Origin of the sequence: Leptospira perolatii (assembly GCF_002811875.1) — a bacterium.
Lineage (GTDB): Bacteria > Spirochaetota > Leptospiria > Leptospirales > Leptospiraceae > Leptospira_B > Leptospira_B perolatii.
Genome location: NZ_NPDZ01000016.1, coordinates 17,813 through 33,635, shown reverse-complemented (window position 1 = coordinate 33,635; position 15,823 = coordinate 17,813). Strand labels below are relative to the sequence as shown.

General features: G+C 42.9%; 15 protein-coding genes, 2 tRNA genes and 1 riboswitch. Of the genes, 10 read left to right on the top strand and 7 right to left on the bottom strand.

Annotation, left to right across the window (positions count from 1 at the left end):
- Positions 1 to 299 precede the first annotated feature (299 nt).
- Positions 300 to 381: transfer RNA gene (locus tag CH373_RS16955), tRNA-Leu, on the top strand.
- Positions 382 to 723: 342 nt separating this feature from the next.
- Here the strand turns inward: CH373_RS16955 and CH373_RS16950 are convergent.
- The 5 genes from CH373_RS16950 to coaE form a co-directional block, all read right to left on the bottom strand.
- On the bottom strand, positions 724 to 1,539 hold the full coding sequence (locus CH373_RS16950; RefSeq protein WP_165778864.1) for a DUF1554 domain-containing protein: 816 nt from the start codon (positions 1,537 to 1,539) through the stop codon (positions 724 to 726).
- Positions 1,540 to 1,887: 348 nt separating this feature from the next.
- On the bottom strand, positions 1,888 to 2,574 hold the full coding sequence (locus tag CH373_RS16945; RefSeq protein ID WP_100715074.1) for a hypothetical protein: 687 nt from the start codon (positions 2,572 to 2,574) through the stop codon (positions 1,888 to 1,890).
- 87 nt (positions 2,575 to 2,661) lie between these two features.
- Positions 2,662 to 3,300, bottom strand: coding sequence for an FFLEELY motif protein (locus CH373_RS16940; protein ID WP_100715075.1), 639 nt, complete (start codon positions 3,298 to 3,300; stop codon positions 2,662 to 2,664).
- An 84-nt stretch (positions 3,301 to 3,384) separates the two neighbouring features.
- Complete coding sequence (locus CH373_RS16935) at positions 3,385 to 4,086, bottom strand: SPOR domain-containing protein (RefSeq protein ID WP_100715076.1); 702 nt, start codon at positions 4,084 to 4,086, stop codon at positions 3,385 to 3,387.
- A gap of 3 nt (positions 4,087 to 4,089) precedes the next feature.
- Positions 4,090 to 4,707, bottom strand: coding sequence for a dephospho-CoA kinase (gene coaE, locus CH373_RS16930; RefSeq protein WP_100715077.1), 618 nt, complete (start codon positions 4,705 to 4,707; stop codon positions 4,090 to 4,092).
- Positions 4,708 to 4,878: 171 nt separating this feature from the next.
- On the opposite strand from coaE, the gene CH373_RS16925 reads away from it, so the two are divergent.
- Positions 4,879 to 5,121 (top strand): hypothetical protein, encoded by a 243-nt coding sequence (locus CH373_RS16925; protein ID WP_100715078.1) that lies wholly within the window; start codon positions 4,879 to 4,881, stop codon positions 5,119 to 5,121.
- A gap of 4 nt (positions 5,122 to 5,125) precedes the next feature.
- On the opposite strand, the gene CH373_RS16920 is transcribed toward CH373_RS16925, so the two are convergent.
- A tRNA-Phe gene (locus CH373_RS16920) sits at positions 5,126 to 5,198 on the bottom strand.
- Between the two features lie 39 nt (positions 5,199 to 5,237).
- On the opposite strand from CH373_RS16920, the gene CH373_RS16915 reads away from it, so the two are divergent.
- Positions 5,238 to 5,954 (top strand): protein-L-isoaspartate O-methyltransferase family protein, encoded by a 717-nt coding sequence (locus CH373_RS16915; RefSeq protein ID WP_100715079.1) that lies wholly within the window; start codon positions 5,238 to 5,240, stop codon positions 5,952 to 5,954.
- Between the two features lie 92 nt (positions 5,955 to 6,046).
- Here the strand turns inward: CH373_RS16915 and CH373_RS16910 are convergent, their stop codons facing one another.
- Positions 6,047 to 6,949, bottom strand: coding sequence for a porin OmpL1 (locus CH373_RS16910; protein WP_100715080.1), 903 nt, complete (start codon positions 6,947 to 6,949; stop codon positions 6,047 to 6,049).
- 308 nt (positions 6,950 to 7,257) lie between these two features.
- Positions 7,258 to 7,357: riboswitch (TPP riboswitch) on the top strand.
- A gap of 149 nt (positions 7,358 to 7,506) precedes the next feature.
- Here CH373_RS16910 and thiC point away from each other — a divergent pair.
- From thiC to CH373_RS16875, 7 genes are all read left to right on the top strand, one after another.
- Positions 7,507 to 9,093, top strand: coding sequence for a phosphomethylpyrimidine synthase ThiC (gene thiC / locus CH373_RS16905; protein ID WP_100715081.1), 1,587 nt, complete (start codon positions 7,507 to 7,509; stop codon positions 9,091 to 9,093).
- A 353-nt stretch (positions 9,094 to 9,446) separates the two neighbouring features.
- Positions 9,447 to 11,816, top strand: coding sequence for an adenylate/guanylate cyclase domain-containing protein (locus CH373_RS16900; RefSeq protein ID WP_100715082.1), 2,370 nt, complete (start codon positions 9,447 to 9,449; stop codon positions 11,814 to 11,816).
- An 8-nt stretch (positions 11,817 to 11,824) separates the two neighbouring features.
- Positions 11,825 to 13,381: a FecR domain-containing protein gene (locus CH373_RS16895; RefSeq protein ID WP_100715083.1), complete on the top strand. Its 1,557-nt coding sequence runs from the start codon at positions 11,825 to 11,827 to the stop codon at positions 13,379 to 13,381.
- A 15-nt stretch (positions 13,382 to 13,396) separates the two neighbouring features.
- Entirely contained in the window at positions 13,397 to 14,242 is an 846-nt protein-coding gene (locus CH373_RS16890) for a fibronectin type III domain-containing protein (RefSeq protein WP_243393454.1), read from the top strand.
- 7 nt (positions 14,243 to 14,249) lie between these two features.
- A complete protein-coding gene (locus CH373_RS16885) occupies positions 14,250 to 15,074 on the top strand; it encodes a DUF1554 domain-containing protein (protein ID WP_100715085.1) in 825 nt (274 codons plus the stop codon).
- A gap of 165 nt (positions 15,075 to 15,239) precedes the next feature.
- Positions 15,240 to 15,488 carry a ribbon-helix-helix domain-containing protein gene (locus CH373_RS16880; protein WP_100715086.1) on the top strand — a complete coding sequence of 83 codons (249 nt, stop codon included), beginning with the start codon at positions 15,240 to 15,242 and terminating at the stop codon, positions 15,486 to 15,488.
- Positions 15,475 to 15,816: a type II toxin-antitoxin system PemK/MazF family toxin gene (locus CH373_RS16875; RefSeq protein WP_100715087.1), complete on the top strand. Its 342-nt coding sequence runs from the start codon at positions 15,475 to 15,477 to the stop codon at positions 15,814 to 15,816. Before CH373_RS16880 ends, CH373_RS16875 begins: the two co-directional genes overlap by 14 nt.
- Positions 15,817 to 15,823 lie beyond the last annotated feature (7 nt).

The window sequence follows — 15,823 nt, the reverse complement described above, 5'->3', positions numbered from 1 at the left end:
TTTCTGACGAGAAGTAACTCCGGAATTTGCGAACAAATGGTGTAGGAGGTCCTACGCGCGCTTTCGAGAAAAAGGAATCGCCACGTCAGGGTTTTTCTGAAAATTCGGTTCGGAGGAAGCCACCGCTGCCGCTCCGGCCCCCACCCCGGGCGGGGTACTCTAAGAAAAAATGCGCACTTTAATTGGTTCTGCCATTCCGCTTCCTTCCTCCAGCAATGCTTTTTTGATAAATTTCGCCTTCAATTCCGACGCTCATTACACTTGACCTATGACCCAGTTTTGAAAAATTGGAACTCTACGCGAGTGTGGTGGAATTGGTAGACACGCCAGATTTAGGTTCTGGTGCAGTAATGTGTGGGGGTTCGAGTCCCTCCACTCGCAGCAAATCTCTCCTTTAAACCGATATAAGATAATTCTAATAAAGAATGCTGAGGGACTCGAACGCGAGAGTCTGAGAGGCTTGGTAGCGACCCATAGGGAGCGTAAGCCAAGCCGACCAGAGCACAGGATGTGCGATGGCAGACGCGAGACGCCGCGGAGCCAAATTCCGCAGGAAGCGGAATTGCGTAGCGGTCAGGACCTCCACTCACACAGTCGCGCCCCATAGGAAGCGACTGTTATTCAAAGTGTCAGAATCTCTCCTTTAAACCGATATAAGATAATTCTAATAAAGAATGCTGAGGGACTCGAACGCGAGAGGCCTGTAGCACCCTCGCTTTAAACTTATTCCTCCGGATTTGCGCTGTTCTGTTCCACGCAAAGGATTCCTAACTTTAAGTTCTGAAGGGGTGAAATTTTAGTCCCACACTGCAGAGTCCCACCAATTGAAGTACCTGCGACTTGATTCATTAGAGAATGACCATCTAATGAATTCGCATTTCCGAAGACTCCGTATAGGGGCAACATACTTGTGGTCCAGCCTTGGCAATTAACCGGAGTTCCGACTGTCCACACGGTCCAGTCTTTGGAATCCAGTCCGGTCCAGATTCCAGTAGGGATGTTCGGGACCGCGAAAGAATTTTGCAACTTTGCATTATTAAAGAAATCGATCAATCCATCCGAATTGCTGGTGAAAACAATCGCATTATCGGCAGCTCTGCGATACTCTGTATTTGGTCGGAAGACCCAATCGATTTTGCCGAATTCCCCGCCTGCAGCGGAACGATATACTCCGTCAACGACCATTGCTTTAAAAGGTTTTAAATCACTAACGATGCCATCGGCTATAATGCCACCGTCCCCTCCGGTAATATTAGATGGTACATGTGAATTGCAAAAAGCGTCAGCTCCTGCGATTCCTCCCCAGTTTGCATCATGACCCGTTTCGTTTGTCGCCACGAACAGATACTTATAGTTTCTTGGCCCTGGAGTCGGTGAAGAAATTGATAAGGAAAGTTTAGAAGCCGAAGACCCACTTACGACATTCTCTAAAAGTTGTGATGTGGGAACAAGCTTTGTCGAACTCGAATTGTTCTCACCTGGAGAACAAGCAGACATTAAAAGAATTAAAAGCAATAGTATTATGTGAATCTTTTTCATATGAAAAAGGACATCCCAATAAAATGCATTTTTCAAATTTCTGAAAAATTTTTTATTTATCATAAAATATTAAGAATCTTGAGTTTAGCAAAGTGGTTTTCGCATAGTTCTAGTTAGTTGCCTTCCTTAAAAAATTCTATTCCGAAAGTTTTGTATTCAACTTCGTGAAGAAAAGATTAAATAGCTGTTAAAAGTTTCATAGGTTTTAGATCAAACAGAATAACAAGATGTAAATTTCGATTTTCAAAAGGAAATGAAGTGCCTATCGGTTTGATATCATACTATTTTTTCGAGTTCAGCCTTTGGTTGGTTTAAACTTCCACCTTAACAATGAATAGTTAGCATCTGTTAGTTGGATGAGATAGGAATTCTTTTTGAGTCCAACCAACCACCTATCGCCGCAATTGCAAAATATCCGAATAAACCTTGGATTCCAAATTCAGTGATTGTGGCCGGAATGGGGAGAAAAGGAGTCGCGACTGCTAGGACAAAAAGGATTCCGATGAATATATGCATTCCATATTTACCGCCGAACGAATCTTTAGGCTTTGTGTTAGTGAAATAAAGATAAGCACCGATGCCCAAGAGCAATACTTCTAGTGAAATCGAAATAATTCTATAGTTCCAAAGACCGAATCCAATCTTTAAACCATCATTTGTAAAGAGAGGGAGATCTTTCGTGTGCATAGGTAAATCCAAGAAGAAATGTGATGCAACCGAAATTGCTACCACAAGCGACACTCTATTCTTTATTTTCGAATCTATATTTTTTAAGAATAGAAACTTGAAGAGAAAGAAGGTTAAAACAGACCAAAAGACTGTAGCCACCAGGCTGTGAGTGTAAGGCATGAAATACAAATCGAAAGGATTCACCTCTGTAAATCCTGGGACCAATCTCATTTTTTCGATTCCAAGTAGTATAAAGGACATGAATAATACATCTACGAACTGCACGCCAATGAGCAACGCCCAGAATGGCGCTTTCGGTTCCGCTTTCTTTAAAGCGTAAGAAACTCCGTAGTGGCCTATAAACATGTTTTCCTTCCTTGCTAAACTCTGAAGTTTAGGGAAGACTGTGCGAATTAGCTGAGTTCTTGCAACCTAGATTCAGGGAAGGCTATGTTAAAAGTGTTCTGCACCTTGTTCTAGTTTGGTGATTAATCGGTTTTCTCGATCTACAAATGCATCCACAAAAGGGCCCAGGTCCTTTATTTGATTCGAGAGCTTGTAGCCCGCTTCCATTGTATCCACGAGAGAAGTGGCTCCTACCATGGAAGCGGCAACTTTGATCGGCGCCATAATCAGTTTTACCATTGGTAATTTGGAAAGTGAAAAGAAAAATTTGAGGGTTTCTCCGACCATAACGATTTGAGTTCTTCGGTCCTCAAATCGTTTCACTTCTCCGATCGCAGCATACAGATTGTTCCTGGAAATTTCGCCGTCTTCTAGTAGGTTGTTATCGACTACAATTTTTGCGGTATCAAAATCTAAAGAGTCCGTAAGATTGTTTAGCATGATAATCTGCCGGATATTGTCGGTCATTGCTTTTCCGGCGACAGTCTTTAGTTTTTCGTAAAGACTTTCGAGCGCATTATCTCTCTCTTCTTTGTTCGGTGGTGAATACAGATGGTTTTCAAAAAAGTGCGGTATACCATCATAACCTTTGATGGTAGTTAACAAATCAGAATAAGTAACTCGCAGTCGTTCGATCGTAGATCTGACGACGGCGATACGAACTGGTTCAAGCCCTTGCAGATCCATTTCTCTCTGCGACGAAAGTGTCTGTCTCATATGTAAGGGTCAATAGAAAAAAAATCATAGTACTGTGCAAACAGTCCTATCAAATTATTCCTTTGAGATAATAGCTCCTTCCTTGAGCTGAGTGGGAAGTCTCTTGATCGATCGATCTGCTTCCTCTTTAGAGGAAAAGTTTCCCATCCGAACTGTAAAATAACCGTTTGCAGTTTTTTTCACAAAGGATTTTCCGCCCAAGCTAGATTTCAGTTCATCCGCTTTTGATTTACTCTTAAATGCAGCAACTTGCACAAAAAAGTTTTCGCTAGATATATGCTTTTTCCCTTTTGTTGCAGTCTCAGCTGACTTATGATCTTTTGCTTTCCGTACAGATTTTTTTTCCTTTTGAGGCCTTTTTATTGTGTCCGAGACGACTTTTTTTTCGCTTTCTTTCGTCTCTGTTTCTTTTTTTGTCGTTTCAACTTTCAGATCTACGATCTCAGAATTTGGCGGAAGGTTTCTGAACCGAATCTCTTCTTCTCTGTTCGTAGAATTTGCAACGTTAACCGAATTAGTATTTTCGGATTTACTTTCAAAGGAGTCTAACGGAATTGCATTTAGAGTACTGCCTCCCGAACTTTGTTCGGAGCTGATTGAAGTCGCGAGCGCAAGATTTTCTTGGACCTGGCCCCTTTTCCTACCGATTGAAACTCCCAAAAAGAAAAATGAGAAAAGGAGTCCGATAAGAAACAGAGATAATAAAAAGATTCTCTTATTATCTAGATTAATGACATAGAATATTTTTTCTTTCATTTCTTATCCTCTTAGCTGCTTAAAGATCCTTTTGCATTCCTGCTCTAATTCTCGTAAGGTTCCTAGATTTCTAATGACATAATCGGCTCGTTTTGCCTTTTCCTCAATAGGTAACTGGCTATTCATGCGAGCAGTTGCTTCTTTGAGCGAGATTCCATCTCTAGAAACTACCCGTTTCAAAGAACTTTCGGGATCGGAGAGTACGCATACTGTCTTATCGCATATCTCAAACGCATCCGTTTCAAAGAGAAGTGGTACTTCCCAAATCACGAGGGTGTTCTCTGTAAGTCCCTCTAGAACGGATTGAAACTCTGCGCGTACCCTTGGATGAATCAATCGATTCAGTGCTTCGAGTTTCTTTGGATCTTCGAATACCACCTTTGCGATTTTTTTTCTGTCCGGTTTGCCAGATTCGCTTAGAATTTCCTCTCCGAGTTCTCTGACTAATTCGTCTCGAATTGGAGAATCCGGGTCCGAATATTTTCTCGCGATCTCATCCGAGCTGATTCGAAACGCGCCTATACTTTCCAGAATCTTTGCAGCAGTAGACTTTCCACCCCCGATAATTCCGGTGAGCCCGACCAAGAATGCCTTATCCATCCTCTTTGAGCTTCCGGACATGTAGGAAGATTAGATCGAGTGCCAGAAAAAGTACAAGCAAAAAAGAATCGCTATCGAACTCGGAAAAATGAGCTGAGGTTGTAGGAACTTGTTGTAGAATGGTCGGAAGGTTCGGCGTTCTATCCCTGAAAAAGGGGAATCTCTGTCACGAGTCCGGAAATTAGGAGCAGCATGAAGTATTTGGAAACCTCTCAAATCATCCCGTCCAAGGGGATGTCTTACACTATGTACGAAATCGAGGGACTCGATCAGATTTTGAGAATGATGACCTACATTCCGGATACGGACGAAATACATATTTATCCGAAGCCTCCGGTCAAGAAACTGTATAAGCCGGAACTTTGCAAGGAAGTAGATCCGGTCGTTTTTACGGAACTTTGGAAATTGGGGGAAGAGAGGAAGGCGGGAAATTAGGCAGTGGCTCCGGGTGGAATCGAACCACCGACACAAGGATTTTCAGTCCTCTGCTCTACCGACTGAGCTACAGAGCCAAACCCAGTGCCAGGATATGAACGCGACCTCGAGTGTCAATGGAAAATAAAAGTTCTGACCTGCACGTTCCAGTTGTTCATCCGCTCGAAACTTCGGGGCAAAAAAAAGCTAGGGATCTGATGGTCCGAACACAAATCGAAGCGAGAGGGATTCAGAATTCTAAAGTTCTAGAGGCGATGCGGAAAGTGCAACGGCATCTTTTCCTTCCGGACGATCTTCAAAAATATTCTTATGATGATAAGGCAATTCACGTGGGCTGGAATCAGACGATTTCTCAGCCTTATATTGTCGCTTACATGTCAGAGCGGTTGGCGTTAGAGCCGGGGATGACTGTTCTGGAAATCGGTACTGGAACTGGATACCTGACTGCAATTCTGAATGAGCTGGGGGTGAAAATCGTCTCGGTAGAAATCGTTCCTGAATTGCATAAAAAGGCAATTCAAAACCTCGAAACTTGGATTCCGTCTTTTTCAAAATTGCAGACTGTACTTTTGGGGGATGCGTATGAGGTGGCAGAAAAATTTGGAGCTTTTGATCGTCTGGTCGCCTCTGCTTGTTTTCCTACTGTTCCTAAGTCCGAGAGTCCTTTCTTCAGACACTTAAAGGACTTGGCAAAGGCAGTTCTGCCGATTGAATACAATTCCGAATTTCAGTATTTATTGACGCTGCAAAAAAAGGAAAACAGTTGGGTGGTTCTGAATCGACTTCCAGTCAAATTCGTTCCTTTAGAGGGGAAAGGGAAAGTTTCTTTCTAACACAAATCTAATATTCTGAATATTTAATGTACATAAAAAAAGGTCCTCTATACAGAGGACCTTTTTGCAACTTATACACTTGATTTAAAGAATTAAATCTCGTGTTTGTATCCAAAGCGATACTGGGTTCCTCCCAGAACGATCGGATAAGCAACGCTAGGTGCTAAGGACTGTGCTCCACCAGCAGATTGTGGGTGAGCAATACCGTATTTGAAGGAATACAGAGTTTCAGCTTCAAAGTAAATATGTCCTTTGTCGGAAATCCGAGCTTGAGCTCCTACCAGCCAGTTTGGCGCAAGACCAGCTACGTGGAATCTAGTATTTTCGAAATTGGTAGTAGGGTTGGTTCCATCAGCCAATAAGTTCGTGATTGTAGAGCTTCCTAAGCCGAGTCCAATCAATGCTTGGTGCACGTCTTCCACTCTTGAGCTACCTGCAAGACTCCATCCACCATTAAAATAGTGTAATCCAGCACCAACGTAAAGAGCAGCATCTTCAGAAACTGAAACTTTGATACCTACGTTGACTGGAATTTGGACCGCATTATAATCCCAAGTAATATCATAGAATTTGTATTCTACAAATTTCATGGATGATTGCCCACCGGCAACTTTTCTCGTATAGTGAGCGTTTACCCTCCAGAAGAAAGCCTTTCCGAAATCGCGCTCATAGCCAGCGGAAATAGTCATACCTGACATTGCACCACTTGTTTTTGCTTTGATGATATTCGCGGTAGTATGCTGCAGAGAAAGCATGCGGTTTTCCGGAATAATTGCGCGACGAACCGCGACCCCAGCGTTTGCGTTTGCTGGAGCATTCGGTGCAACGTCAAAGTAGTTGGACGCATCCAAACCATCGGTAGCGATTGTTTCGCCGAGTTGTCCTAAGTCGAACTGAAGACCCAATCCTCCGGTAACGTAGGACTTAGCACTCAGATTTGCTGTAGTGAACAGGAAAGCTGCCACTATCAGCGCCTTGCTGATATTACGAACCATTTATATAGCTCCTTAAACTTTTCGTATCGTAGAGTGGAAATTACCCGAGCATTTTATGTCTATAGTGGGCTCAAGCATAGGACAGGACTCTAATTTTGTAGGGACCCTTGTCAAACAGGATATTCCAAAATGGCAAAAAAAGTAGGAAAGGGTCCATTTTATTTCGAACAAAAGTTAGGAGAAGGTTTTTGAGCAGAGAACATTATTTATATTCTGAGTCACCGTTCATTCTGTGAAAATGTCTCTTATATTTCGTTTTTATGAAAAAGAAACTCCTTGCGAATCCTCTCGAACCAGAATCTCATGGAAGAAGCCGTTGGGGGTGGGAGAGGAGAATTCCAATCTCTGAGAGAGTCCCTGGAACCTGATCAGGATAATGCCTGCGAAGGAAAACGGAGGAAAGCGATAGATTCTTCGAGAATTCAAATTTTTCAGAAAGTTAAGTTTGAGTTTTATTTTCGATCATCAGTAAAAGCTGATTGAATCGAAAATTTCCCCCCAGATTTTCACAGTTTCGTTCCAGTCAGGATTTTCTTTCCCAATCGTCGGAGGAAAATATGGATCCTATCCAAGCAGAATTTGCCGCCAAGCATTCAATACCGAGTAAGAAAATCAATCTAACTGATGGAACTTCTTATTCTACCTATTCAACAGAAGGACCCTGGGGTGGCGATAACCTAACAATAGATATGCGAGTCGGAATTCCGAAGCTTCGTGAGGAATGGATTCGAAAGAGGGTGGAAAGAGGTGATCAGAATCACTCGCAAATGTTTTATGCAAAACGAGGAATTTTGACCGAGGAAATGAGATACGTTGCCTTGAGAGAAGGCATGGATCCTGAATTCGTACGGAGCGAAGTCGCCAGAGGAAGGGCGATTATTCCATCGAATCGCAAGCATCCTGAGTTGGAACCGATGATTATCGGAAAAAATTTCTTGGTGAAGATCAACGCAAATATCGGGAATTCAGCGATTTCTTCTTCGATCGAAGAAGAGGTGGAGAAACTCAGATGGTCGGTTCGATGGGGAGCGGACACAGTCATGGATCTTTCCACCGGAAAAAATATTCATGAAACCAGAGAATGGGTGATTCGGAATTCACCTGTTCCAATTGGCACTGTCCCTATCTACCAAGCATTAGAAAAAGTGAAAGGAAAGGCCGAAAATCTTACGATCGACGTCTTTCTGGAAACTCTGGAGGAGCAAGCAGAACAGGGAGTGGATTATTTTACGATTCATTCAGGAGTACTGTTACGTTATATTCCGCTCACAGCAAAAAGAACTACGGGCATAGTATCTAGGGGAGGCTCCATCATCGCGAAATGGTGTCTTGCGCATCACAAAGAGAACTTTCTGTATGAAAGATTCGATGACATATGTAAGGTCATGAAGAAATACGGAGTTTCTTTTTCACTCGGTGACGGACTTCGTCCTGGAAGCATCGCAGACGCGAATGACGAAGCCCAATTTGGCGAATTACGTGCGTTAGGCGAACTTACCAAAAAAGCCTGGGAAGAAGATATCCAGGTAATGATCGAAGGTCCCGGACATGTACCAATGCACCTCATCAAAGAAAATGTGGATCTGCAAATGGAAATTTGTCAGGAAGCTCCCTTCTATACGCTTGGACCTCTTGTGACAGATATTGCTCCCGGTTACGACCACATCACATCTGCAATCGGAGCTGCGATCATTGGCTGGCATGGTACAGCGATGCTTTGTTATGTGACTCCGAAGGAACACCTCGGATTGCCAGATAAAGGAGATGTAAAAGCAGGAGTGATTGCGTATAAGATCGCGGCGCACGCTGCAGATCTTGCCAAAGGGCACCCGGGTGCGATGGAAAGGGATAATCTTTTGAGCAAAGCAAGGTTTGAATTCCGCTGGGACGATCAATTTGCGTTATCTCTGGATCCGGAAACAGCGAAATCCTTTCATGACGAAACCTTGCCACAAGATAGAATGAAAACTGCTCATTTCTGTTCCATGTGTGGGCCTCATTTCTGCTCTATGAATCTTACGCAAGAACTGAGAAAATACGCAGATGAGAAGGGTCTCAGTGAGTCGGATGCTGTGGAAGAAGGATTGAAGGAAAAATCCGAGGAGTTCCTGGAGAAAGGCGCTTCGATTTATGTTGCCCCTTAAGGGTTAAGTCCGAATCAGGGTTGTGAAGGCCCGGGCGGGAGGCCCGGGCGCCTCCGATTCTTTCTTTGTGAACTCAATACTTATCAAAACATTTCAGCCTATCATTCAGATTCTAAATCTAAAGTTTTACTTTGTTTAGGTTAAGTATTTAAGAGAAAAGTTATTCGCCTTTCCTTAAACGAGAGATTTGTGCAAAATTCTGAATTATGTGACAAAGCAGTAGCAGAACGATGGGCGACTCTTAGAAAAAGCGGAGATGATTCGATAGAAATTGATTTTCGAATGACAAACTAGACTCTTCCTTCAAACTTTTTCGCGGCTCCTCGATAGGGAGAAAAAGGAAGGTCCTAAATTTGTACGAGTTTCCGCTTGAAGATCGAATCTCTATCTTTGCAGCGAGATTTTCTCCCGACCAAGGAGAATTGAATACTTGGTTAGAGGAATTGCACCTTCACGGAATAATCGAAGTGATTTTTTGGGGAAGCCAAGGTGACGCATCTAACTGGAAGTCCGCCGAAAAATTCAGGGAATTCGTAAAGATATTAAAAGAAGAGAATATAGCAATTTCTACGATCGACGGATCTAGGTTTCGCGCCTCAGGAAGCTCGGCGGATAAATTAGAAGCTTATTTTCGAAAGAGCGCTAAATCCGGATCCGTGATGGTCTTTTACTCTGCGGATTTTAGTCAGGAGCTTTTGGTTCTATTGAATGAAAGATTTCCCGCAAAAAAAATAGAGCACAATAAATCTGAAAAAACCCTCGAGCCAGAACCGAAAGAGGAATTAGAAAAACAAGATATTCTTAAGGATGAGATATCATCCGAGGCGCACACCGAGGAAGCCCACAAAGGCGCAGCGCTCGCAGGAGGAGAAAAGGGGGGTGGTCTTTTCAAGGCATCTGCGATCACGATTCGAGTTAAGCTACTTTCGATCGTAACTGCGATCGTTGTCTTGAGTATGGGACTTGTGATCGGTTTGGCGACTACTCTGTTTCGTAATTACACCGTATCACTGATTCAAGAATACAATTTGAGTTTGGCCAGATTGACTGGATTGCAAGTCGGTTTGAGGATCCGAGAATTGAGCTCCAAACTGGATCAGTTATACTCTCAATCGAACACCCCAATCGCTCCAAAATCGAGTGGTCAAAAATTATCCGTACCAAATTTCCTTCAGTCTTATTTTCAAAATAATCCTAGAATCCTGGCTTGGGGCAAAGAAAGGGGAGGAGTCTCTCTCATTTACTGGAATCCTAGATTTTTACAAGATCTGCATAAGGATGAAAAAGAGATCAGCAAGATTTGGGATAGTACATCGCAGGAAGAACAGTCAAAATTGTTTGTTTCAAACGGTGGACATTTACTTCTAGCGAATCTAAGTATTCGATTCGGTTTTCCTTTAGTTCTTTTCTCCGATAGAAAGAAGGGCGGTGCGGAAGCTAGCTTTTTTCTGATTGCACCCGGAGAACTTTGGGAATCGGCTCGCTCCGCCTTGCAAACAGATTTGTTTCGGATCTGGGTCGTAGATGCTCAGGGAAAGTTAGTAGCACATACTGACGAATCAGAGGCTCTATCAGGAAAAGATTATTCAAAAAATCCTCTAGTTCAGTTTTTACTTCGAAATCCTGCGGATAACGGTTCTCAGACCGCGGAATTTGAAGGAAAGGAAACTCTTGGCTCCTTTCAACAGTTAGAGGATGGAAATCTAGCTGTGGTTTCCTCACTCGAAGCAGATCGCGCTTTTGAAGCGGTCTATCGGATTCGTCGACAAAACCTGTACATTCTGCTTTCTGTTCTTTCACTTGCGTTCTTGGTTGTGTTTTTCTTTTCGAGAACATTGACTGTTCCCATTATAAATTTATTAAGTGCGACTCGACAGATAGAGAGAGGGAACTATCGAGTGGCAATTAAACCTGTAACAAGAGACGAGGTCGGAGTGTTGACCAACTCTTTCTTGGCAATGGCGAAAGGGCTGGAAGAAAGGGAAAAGATAAAAGATACCTTTGGTAAATTTGTCAACAAAGAGATCGCAGAACGCGCGTTAGCTGGTGATATTTCACTCGGCGGTGAAACGAAAGAAGTGGCGGTATTCTTTTCGGACCTTCGGGATTTTACCGGTATGGCAGAAAAGATGCGACCGAGTGAAGTTGTCGAATTTTTGAATCAGTATTTCACCGAGATGGTGGAATGCATTTATTTGACCCAGGGCATCGTAGATAAATTCATCGGAGACGCGATTATGGCGCATTGGGGAGCTCTTTACTCCGATGGGAATGACACTCGTAATGCGGTCAACGCAGCCCTGTTAATGAGAAACGCATTATTAGAATTTAATAGAATCGGCCTACAAATGGGCAGACCGAAGGCCCGTTTCGGTTGCGGGATCAATACAGGCCCGGTCGTTGCAGGACAGATCGGTTCGGAAAAGAAGTACGAATTCACGGTTATCGGAGATACTGTGAATCTTGCTTCTAGAATCGAATATATGAACAAGGATTTCGGAACCGATATCCTTGTTTCGGAATCTTCCTACCTGAAAGTGCAAGAAACTTTTTATTTTGAAAAGCTTCCTGCAATTTGGATCCGAGGCAAGGAAGAGCCCCAAACTTTGTACGCTGTCCTGGGGTGGAAGAGCGATAAGGAATCACCGAAGAACCTAGAAGAGCTCCGCAAGATTTGCGGTATCCCGACTCCGACTTCTCCTTCTAAAGCACTTGCCCAGTAGGTACAACCGTGAACTGGAAATCCTACAAAAGAGAAATTCAAGTCGCAGTAGCCTGCTCCATTAGTTTGGTGCTTTCTCTGAGTTTACTATATCTAGAATCCAAATCCAGGGGAAGTTCCGGAAAAGAGATCATGGGGACAGTCTCGTTTCGATATAAAACGGCCCAGAGAAAATTTCCTGACAGAATGCTTTGGGAAGATTTGGACCAAGGCATGGCCGTACACGATAAGGACTCCATCCGAACCGATGAAGCATCCGAAGCGATCGTTTATTTAAATTCTGGTACTCAAATCGAATTGGATCCTCAGTCTATGGTGGTTCTTCAGTTAAAAGAAAATAAGGAAAATCTAGAATTAGGAGAAGGCAGTTTACTCGTAATTAACGGGAAAAAAGCACTATCCGTTTTGACAGGAAGCGTGGGCCTAAACCCGAAATTGGATTCTGTCTTCCGTACTACCAAGTCCAAAGACGGAGTTCGGGCAGAGGTTCAGAAGGGGGAGATAGAATGGACCGAGGAAGGAATCGTCAAATCTACGTTAGTCGCTGGTGAGTCCGCACTTGAAGGAAAGCCATTTAAAAACGAGCTAAACTTAATTTCTCCTGAAGATTCCAGAAGATATTTTCCTGTCGGCAAGGATGAAACGGTGGAATTCAGCTGGAACGACTCTGATAATGCCTCTGATTTTTGGTGGGAAGTCTCGACGCAAAGGGACTTTTCTGCTATCCGGCATAAAAAGAGAGTCAAAGGAAAATCGATCAAAGAGAGATTCAGCGAAGGAATTTTCTTTTGGAGAATCCGTACCTTTGACGGAAAGAGTATATCACAAATACATAAATTTCGAATATTGCCGAATCCTCCTCCTTCTTTGCACTATCCTGCTCCGGGAAGTAAACACGACGAGAGAACAGTTTCGTTTGCGTGGTCCAGGCTAAAAATTGCGAGCGGTTATCGATTACAAATTTCTACAGATCCAAACTTCGCAAACTGGCGTGAGTCTCAAGTTTTTAGAACGAACTTGTCCTTAACATTGGATCCAGGCACTTATTACTGGAGGGTTGTTTCATACGCAAATTTACCAGGCACTGATTCTGCTTCCGAACAAAGAATGCTTATCGTAAACGCTCAGGCTCCGACCATTTCGGAAAAAGAAGAGCAAATAAGCTCGGGGCAAGCCACTGAGGAAAGTAAAGTTGCAGAAAATACGAAGGTTACCGAAGCCACGAATAGTCTAATTCTCGAGTACCCCAAGAATAACACAATTGTAGACATGACCGGAAAAGATTCTCTCGTGTTTCGATGGAAATCGGATCTTCCTGAAGCTAAGAGCGAATGGAAGTTTCGATTGTATTTGCAGAAGGGTGGCGGCAACGAGCTTGTCTATGAACGAAAAGTTAAAGGTAAAAAATTCGGATTTAGAGATTTAGAAAAATTGGATATAGGTAAGTTCGTTTGGTCTTTGGAATTAGAAGGAAATTCTCAGATTAACTCACAAGCTGAATTCAAGATATTATTAAGGGAAGAATTGGAAGCACCGGAAACAAAATCGAGCGGCGCAAGACCTTAAGGAAATAGATCGATCTTGGATAGAAAAATAATGCGTAGGTGTAGGCAAAGTATCCCTTATATAGCGATTCTTTTGTTCCTTTTCGGCAGATCTGTATTTGCCGAAGAAAGAGAATTCATTTATTATATAGAGTGGAAAGAGGTAAAGGGCAGTCGCGGATATTTAGTAGAAGTGCGAAAGTCATTCGAGGAACCTCAGGTTTCAGAAGCACTTGTTTTGGAGAGGAAGGTCCAAGAGAACGAGATAGAGTTCAAAGTTGCCTCCGGGGTTTACGAATTCAGAATCGCTGCACTCAATCGATTTGGAAAGCCATCTGCATTTACAGCGTGGACAAAATTTAAAGTGGAACAGGACAGGCCAAAGGCAGTTGCGATTGCTGAAAAAGAAGGAAAGCAAGTTTCAGATCAATCCTTCGTTTGGGTGCCTGGATGGGGTTTTTACAAGAACGATCAAAAGTGGAAAGCAAGCGCGGTTTGGCTTTGGTTCGGAGTATTGGGAGTTGTAGGTAACTCGGAAAGAATGGCCGGCAATCGTTTGGCAGATGATTCTATGAATGATCCAAAAGTGATCGGGCTTTTGAGCCGAAATATTCCAACGGTTGGTACGTTTGCATTGTTAGAAGCGAGAAATCATGATAAAGCGGAATATCATACACATCAGCAAAATCAGGCATTGATTGGTGGAATCGCAATCCTCAGTTTGGCCTACATCTTATGGTGGGAGAATCGGTCTATCGCCGGTTCAAAGATTAGCTTGCGTGTAGTGCCAGAAATACAATCGAATGCTGGAGCTTATTCGGCTTCGAGCTTTTTAAGCGGTAAGTCCTCCCGAATTGAAATGACATTTTCTTGGAGCTACTAGATGCACTATGAAACTATCACACAAAAAAACAGATGTATCGGGTCTAGGTAATTTATTATTTTTGCATAATATATCTAAGTTCCTTTCGATTGGTATATTTTTCTCCACCAAAAAGAAGGAACTTCGTAGAAGGAACGTGTCTTCAGGTGGTTTTTTGGGATCACTGAAACTTTTTATTTTAACACTTATAGTTGTTTCTTGTTCAAAACCTTTTCCAAGCGGAGATGAAGCGATTCTGCTACTCAATCCAAATTTTTTGGGGGCAATTGCAGATCCTGCTCTGAGTTATAAGTACATATTTGTTACTGTTACTCCAAGGACCGGGGGCTTGAGCGGAGTCGCCGGTGCAGACGGAATTTGTGCCACCGAGAAGGATACAAATTTTGCGACATACCCAGGAATAGGAACCGACTATCAAGCGTTAGTTGTCGGGACTGGAAGAGTTGCGTGCACGACTGCATTCTGCTCAGGCGGTTCTGCAGAAAATTCAGGTTGGCCTTTATTACCAAGTACCGCTTACTATCTTAATTATCCGGCTCCTGTAAGAGTGTTCCTAACAGGTACTCACGGAATTCCAGGAACAACTCCCGGAGTGAGTGGTTTTCCGCTAGATCAGCCTTTCAGTTCGAACGGAGCTCTGCAGTGGTGGACAGGTCTCGCCGCGGATTGGACTTCTTCTCCCGGAGAAGATTGTTCGACCTGGGGTGATGGTACAGGAGGATCGTTTGGCCAATTAGGAACCGGCGGATTCACGAATGACCAAGCGATTAATTCTACATTTTCTTCTGCCTGCAATACATCTCCAGTGCAGTTGCTGTGCGTGAGGAAGTGATCCATGAGAAAAGTTGTTTTTGGGATTAATATTAGCGCTGACGGGTACTGCGGGGCCGTGCGCCAGCATCCTCGCAAATCTTTTGTTTTTCAGAACGACTAAATTTCTTCACAAATCGATAGAATAACTTATTGACATGGGTATAACTCGGGTTATACCAGCATTATGAAGACAGCTGTTTCAATTCCCGATGCTTTATTTAAAGCAGTAGAAGAAACTGCTAAAAGGCTAGGAATTCCTAGGAGCCAACTTTTTGCCAAGGCATTAGAAGAGTTTATTCGATCACATAGCAAGCAATCAGTTACTGAAAGACTAAATGAAATCTATGGAGATCGAAAAGATAACTCAAAAGACAATATCAATAATCTATCTGTCGAATTGCTTCGCAAGAGTTTAAAGAATGATTCGTGGTGAAATTTGGTGGGTGGATTTAGGTATTCCATTTGGAAGTGAGCCCGGTTTTAAGCGTCCAGTTTTAATAGTACAAGACGATTCTTTTAATGAGAGCAATATTAATACGGTAATCGTAGTTTCAATTACATCAAATTTGAATTTAGCCGAAGCCCCAGGCAATGTTATTCTCTCTAAAAAAGATTCTAACTTGTCAAAAAACTCAGTCGTAAATGTTTCTCAGATAGTAACTTTAGATCGAGAAAGGTTTATTGATAAAGTCGGCAAATTGAAATCGAGCAAGATGACTGATATTGAAGAAGGGTTACGGCTAGTTACTGGCCTTAATTAATGCACAT

What these genes read in the sequence shown, in the direction of transcription:
- CH373_RS16880 (WP_100715086.1), top strand. Translation starts at nt 15,240, where the DNA reads ATGAAGACAGCTGTTTCAATTCCCGATGCTTTATTTAAAGCAGTAGAA.
- CH373_RS16935 (WP_100715076.1), bottom strand. Translation starts at nt 4,086, where the DNA reads ATGAAAGAAAAAATATTCTATGTCATTAATCTAGATAATAAGAGAATC.
- CH373_RS16940 (WP_100715075.1), bottom strand. Translation starts at nt 3,300, where the DNA reads ATGGATCTGCAAGGGCTTGAACCAGTTCGTATCGCCGTCGTCAGATCT.
- CH373_RS16915 (WP_100715079.1), top strand. Translation starts at nt 5,238, where the DNA reads ATGGAAAATAAAAGTTCTGACCTGCACGTTCCAGTTGTTCATCCGCTC.
- CH373_RS16875 (WP_100715087.1), top strand. Translation starts at nt 15,475, where the DNA reads ATGATTCGTGGTGAAATTTGGTGGGTGGATTTAGGTATTCCATTTGGA.
- thiC (WP_100715081.1), top strand. Translation starts at nt 7,507, where the DNA reads ATGGATCCTATCCAAGCAGAATTTGCCGCCAAGCATTCAATACCGAGT.
- CH373_RS16950 (WP_165778864.1), bottom strand. Translation starts at nt 1,539, where the DNA reads ATGAAAAAGATTCACATAATACTATTGCTTTTAATTCTTTTAATGTCT.
- CH373_RS16910 (WP_100715080.1), bottom strand. Translation starts at nt 6,949, where the DNA reads ATGGTTCGTAATATCAGCAAGGCGCTGATAGTGGCAGCTTTCCTGTTC.
- coaE (WP_100715077.1), bottom strand. Translation starts at nt 4,707, where the DNA reads ATGTCCGGAAGCTCAAAGAGGATGGATAAGGCATTCTTGGTCGGGCTC.
- CH373_RS16925 (WP_100715078.1), top strand. Translation starts at nt 4,879, where the DNA reads ATGAAGTATTTGGAAACCTCTCAAATCATCCCGTCCAAGGGGATGTCT.
- CH373_RS16945 (WP_100715074.1), bottom strand. Translation starts at nt 2,574, where the DNA reads ATGTTTATAGGCCACTACGGAGTTTCTTACGCTTTAAAGAAAGCGGAA.
- CH373_RS16885 (WP_100715085.1), top strand. Translation starts at nt 14,250, where the DNA reads ATGAAACTATCACACAAAAAAACAGATGTATCGGGTCTAGGTAATTTA.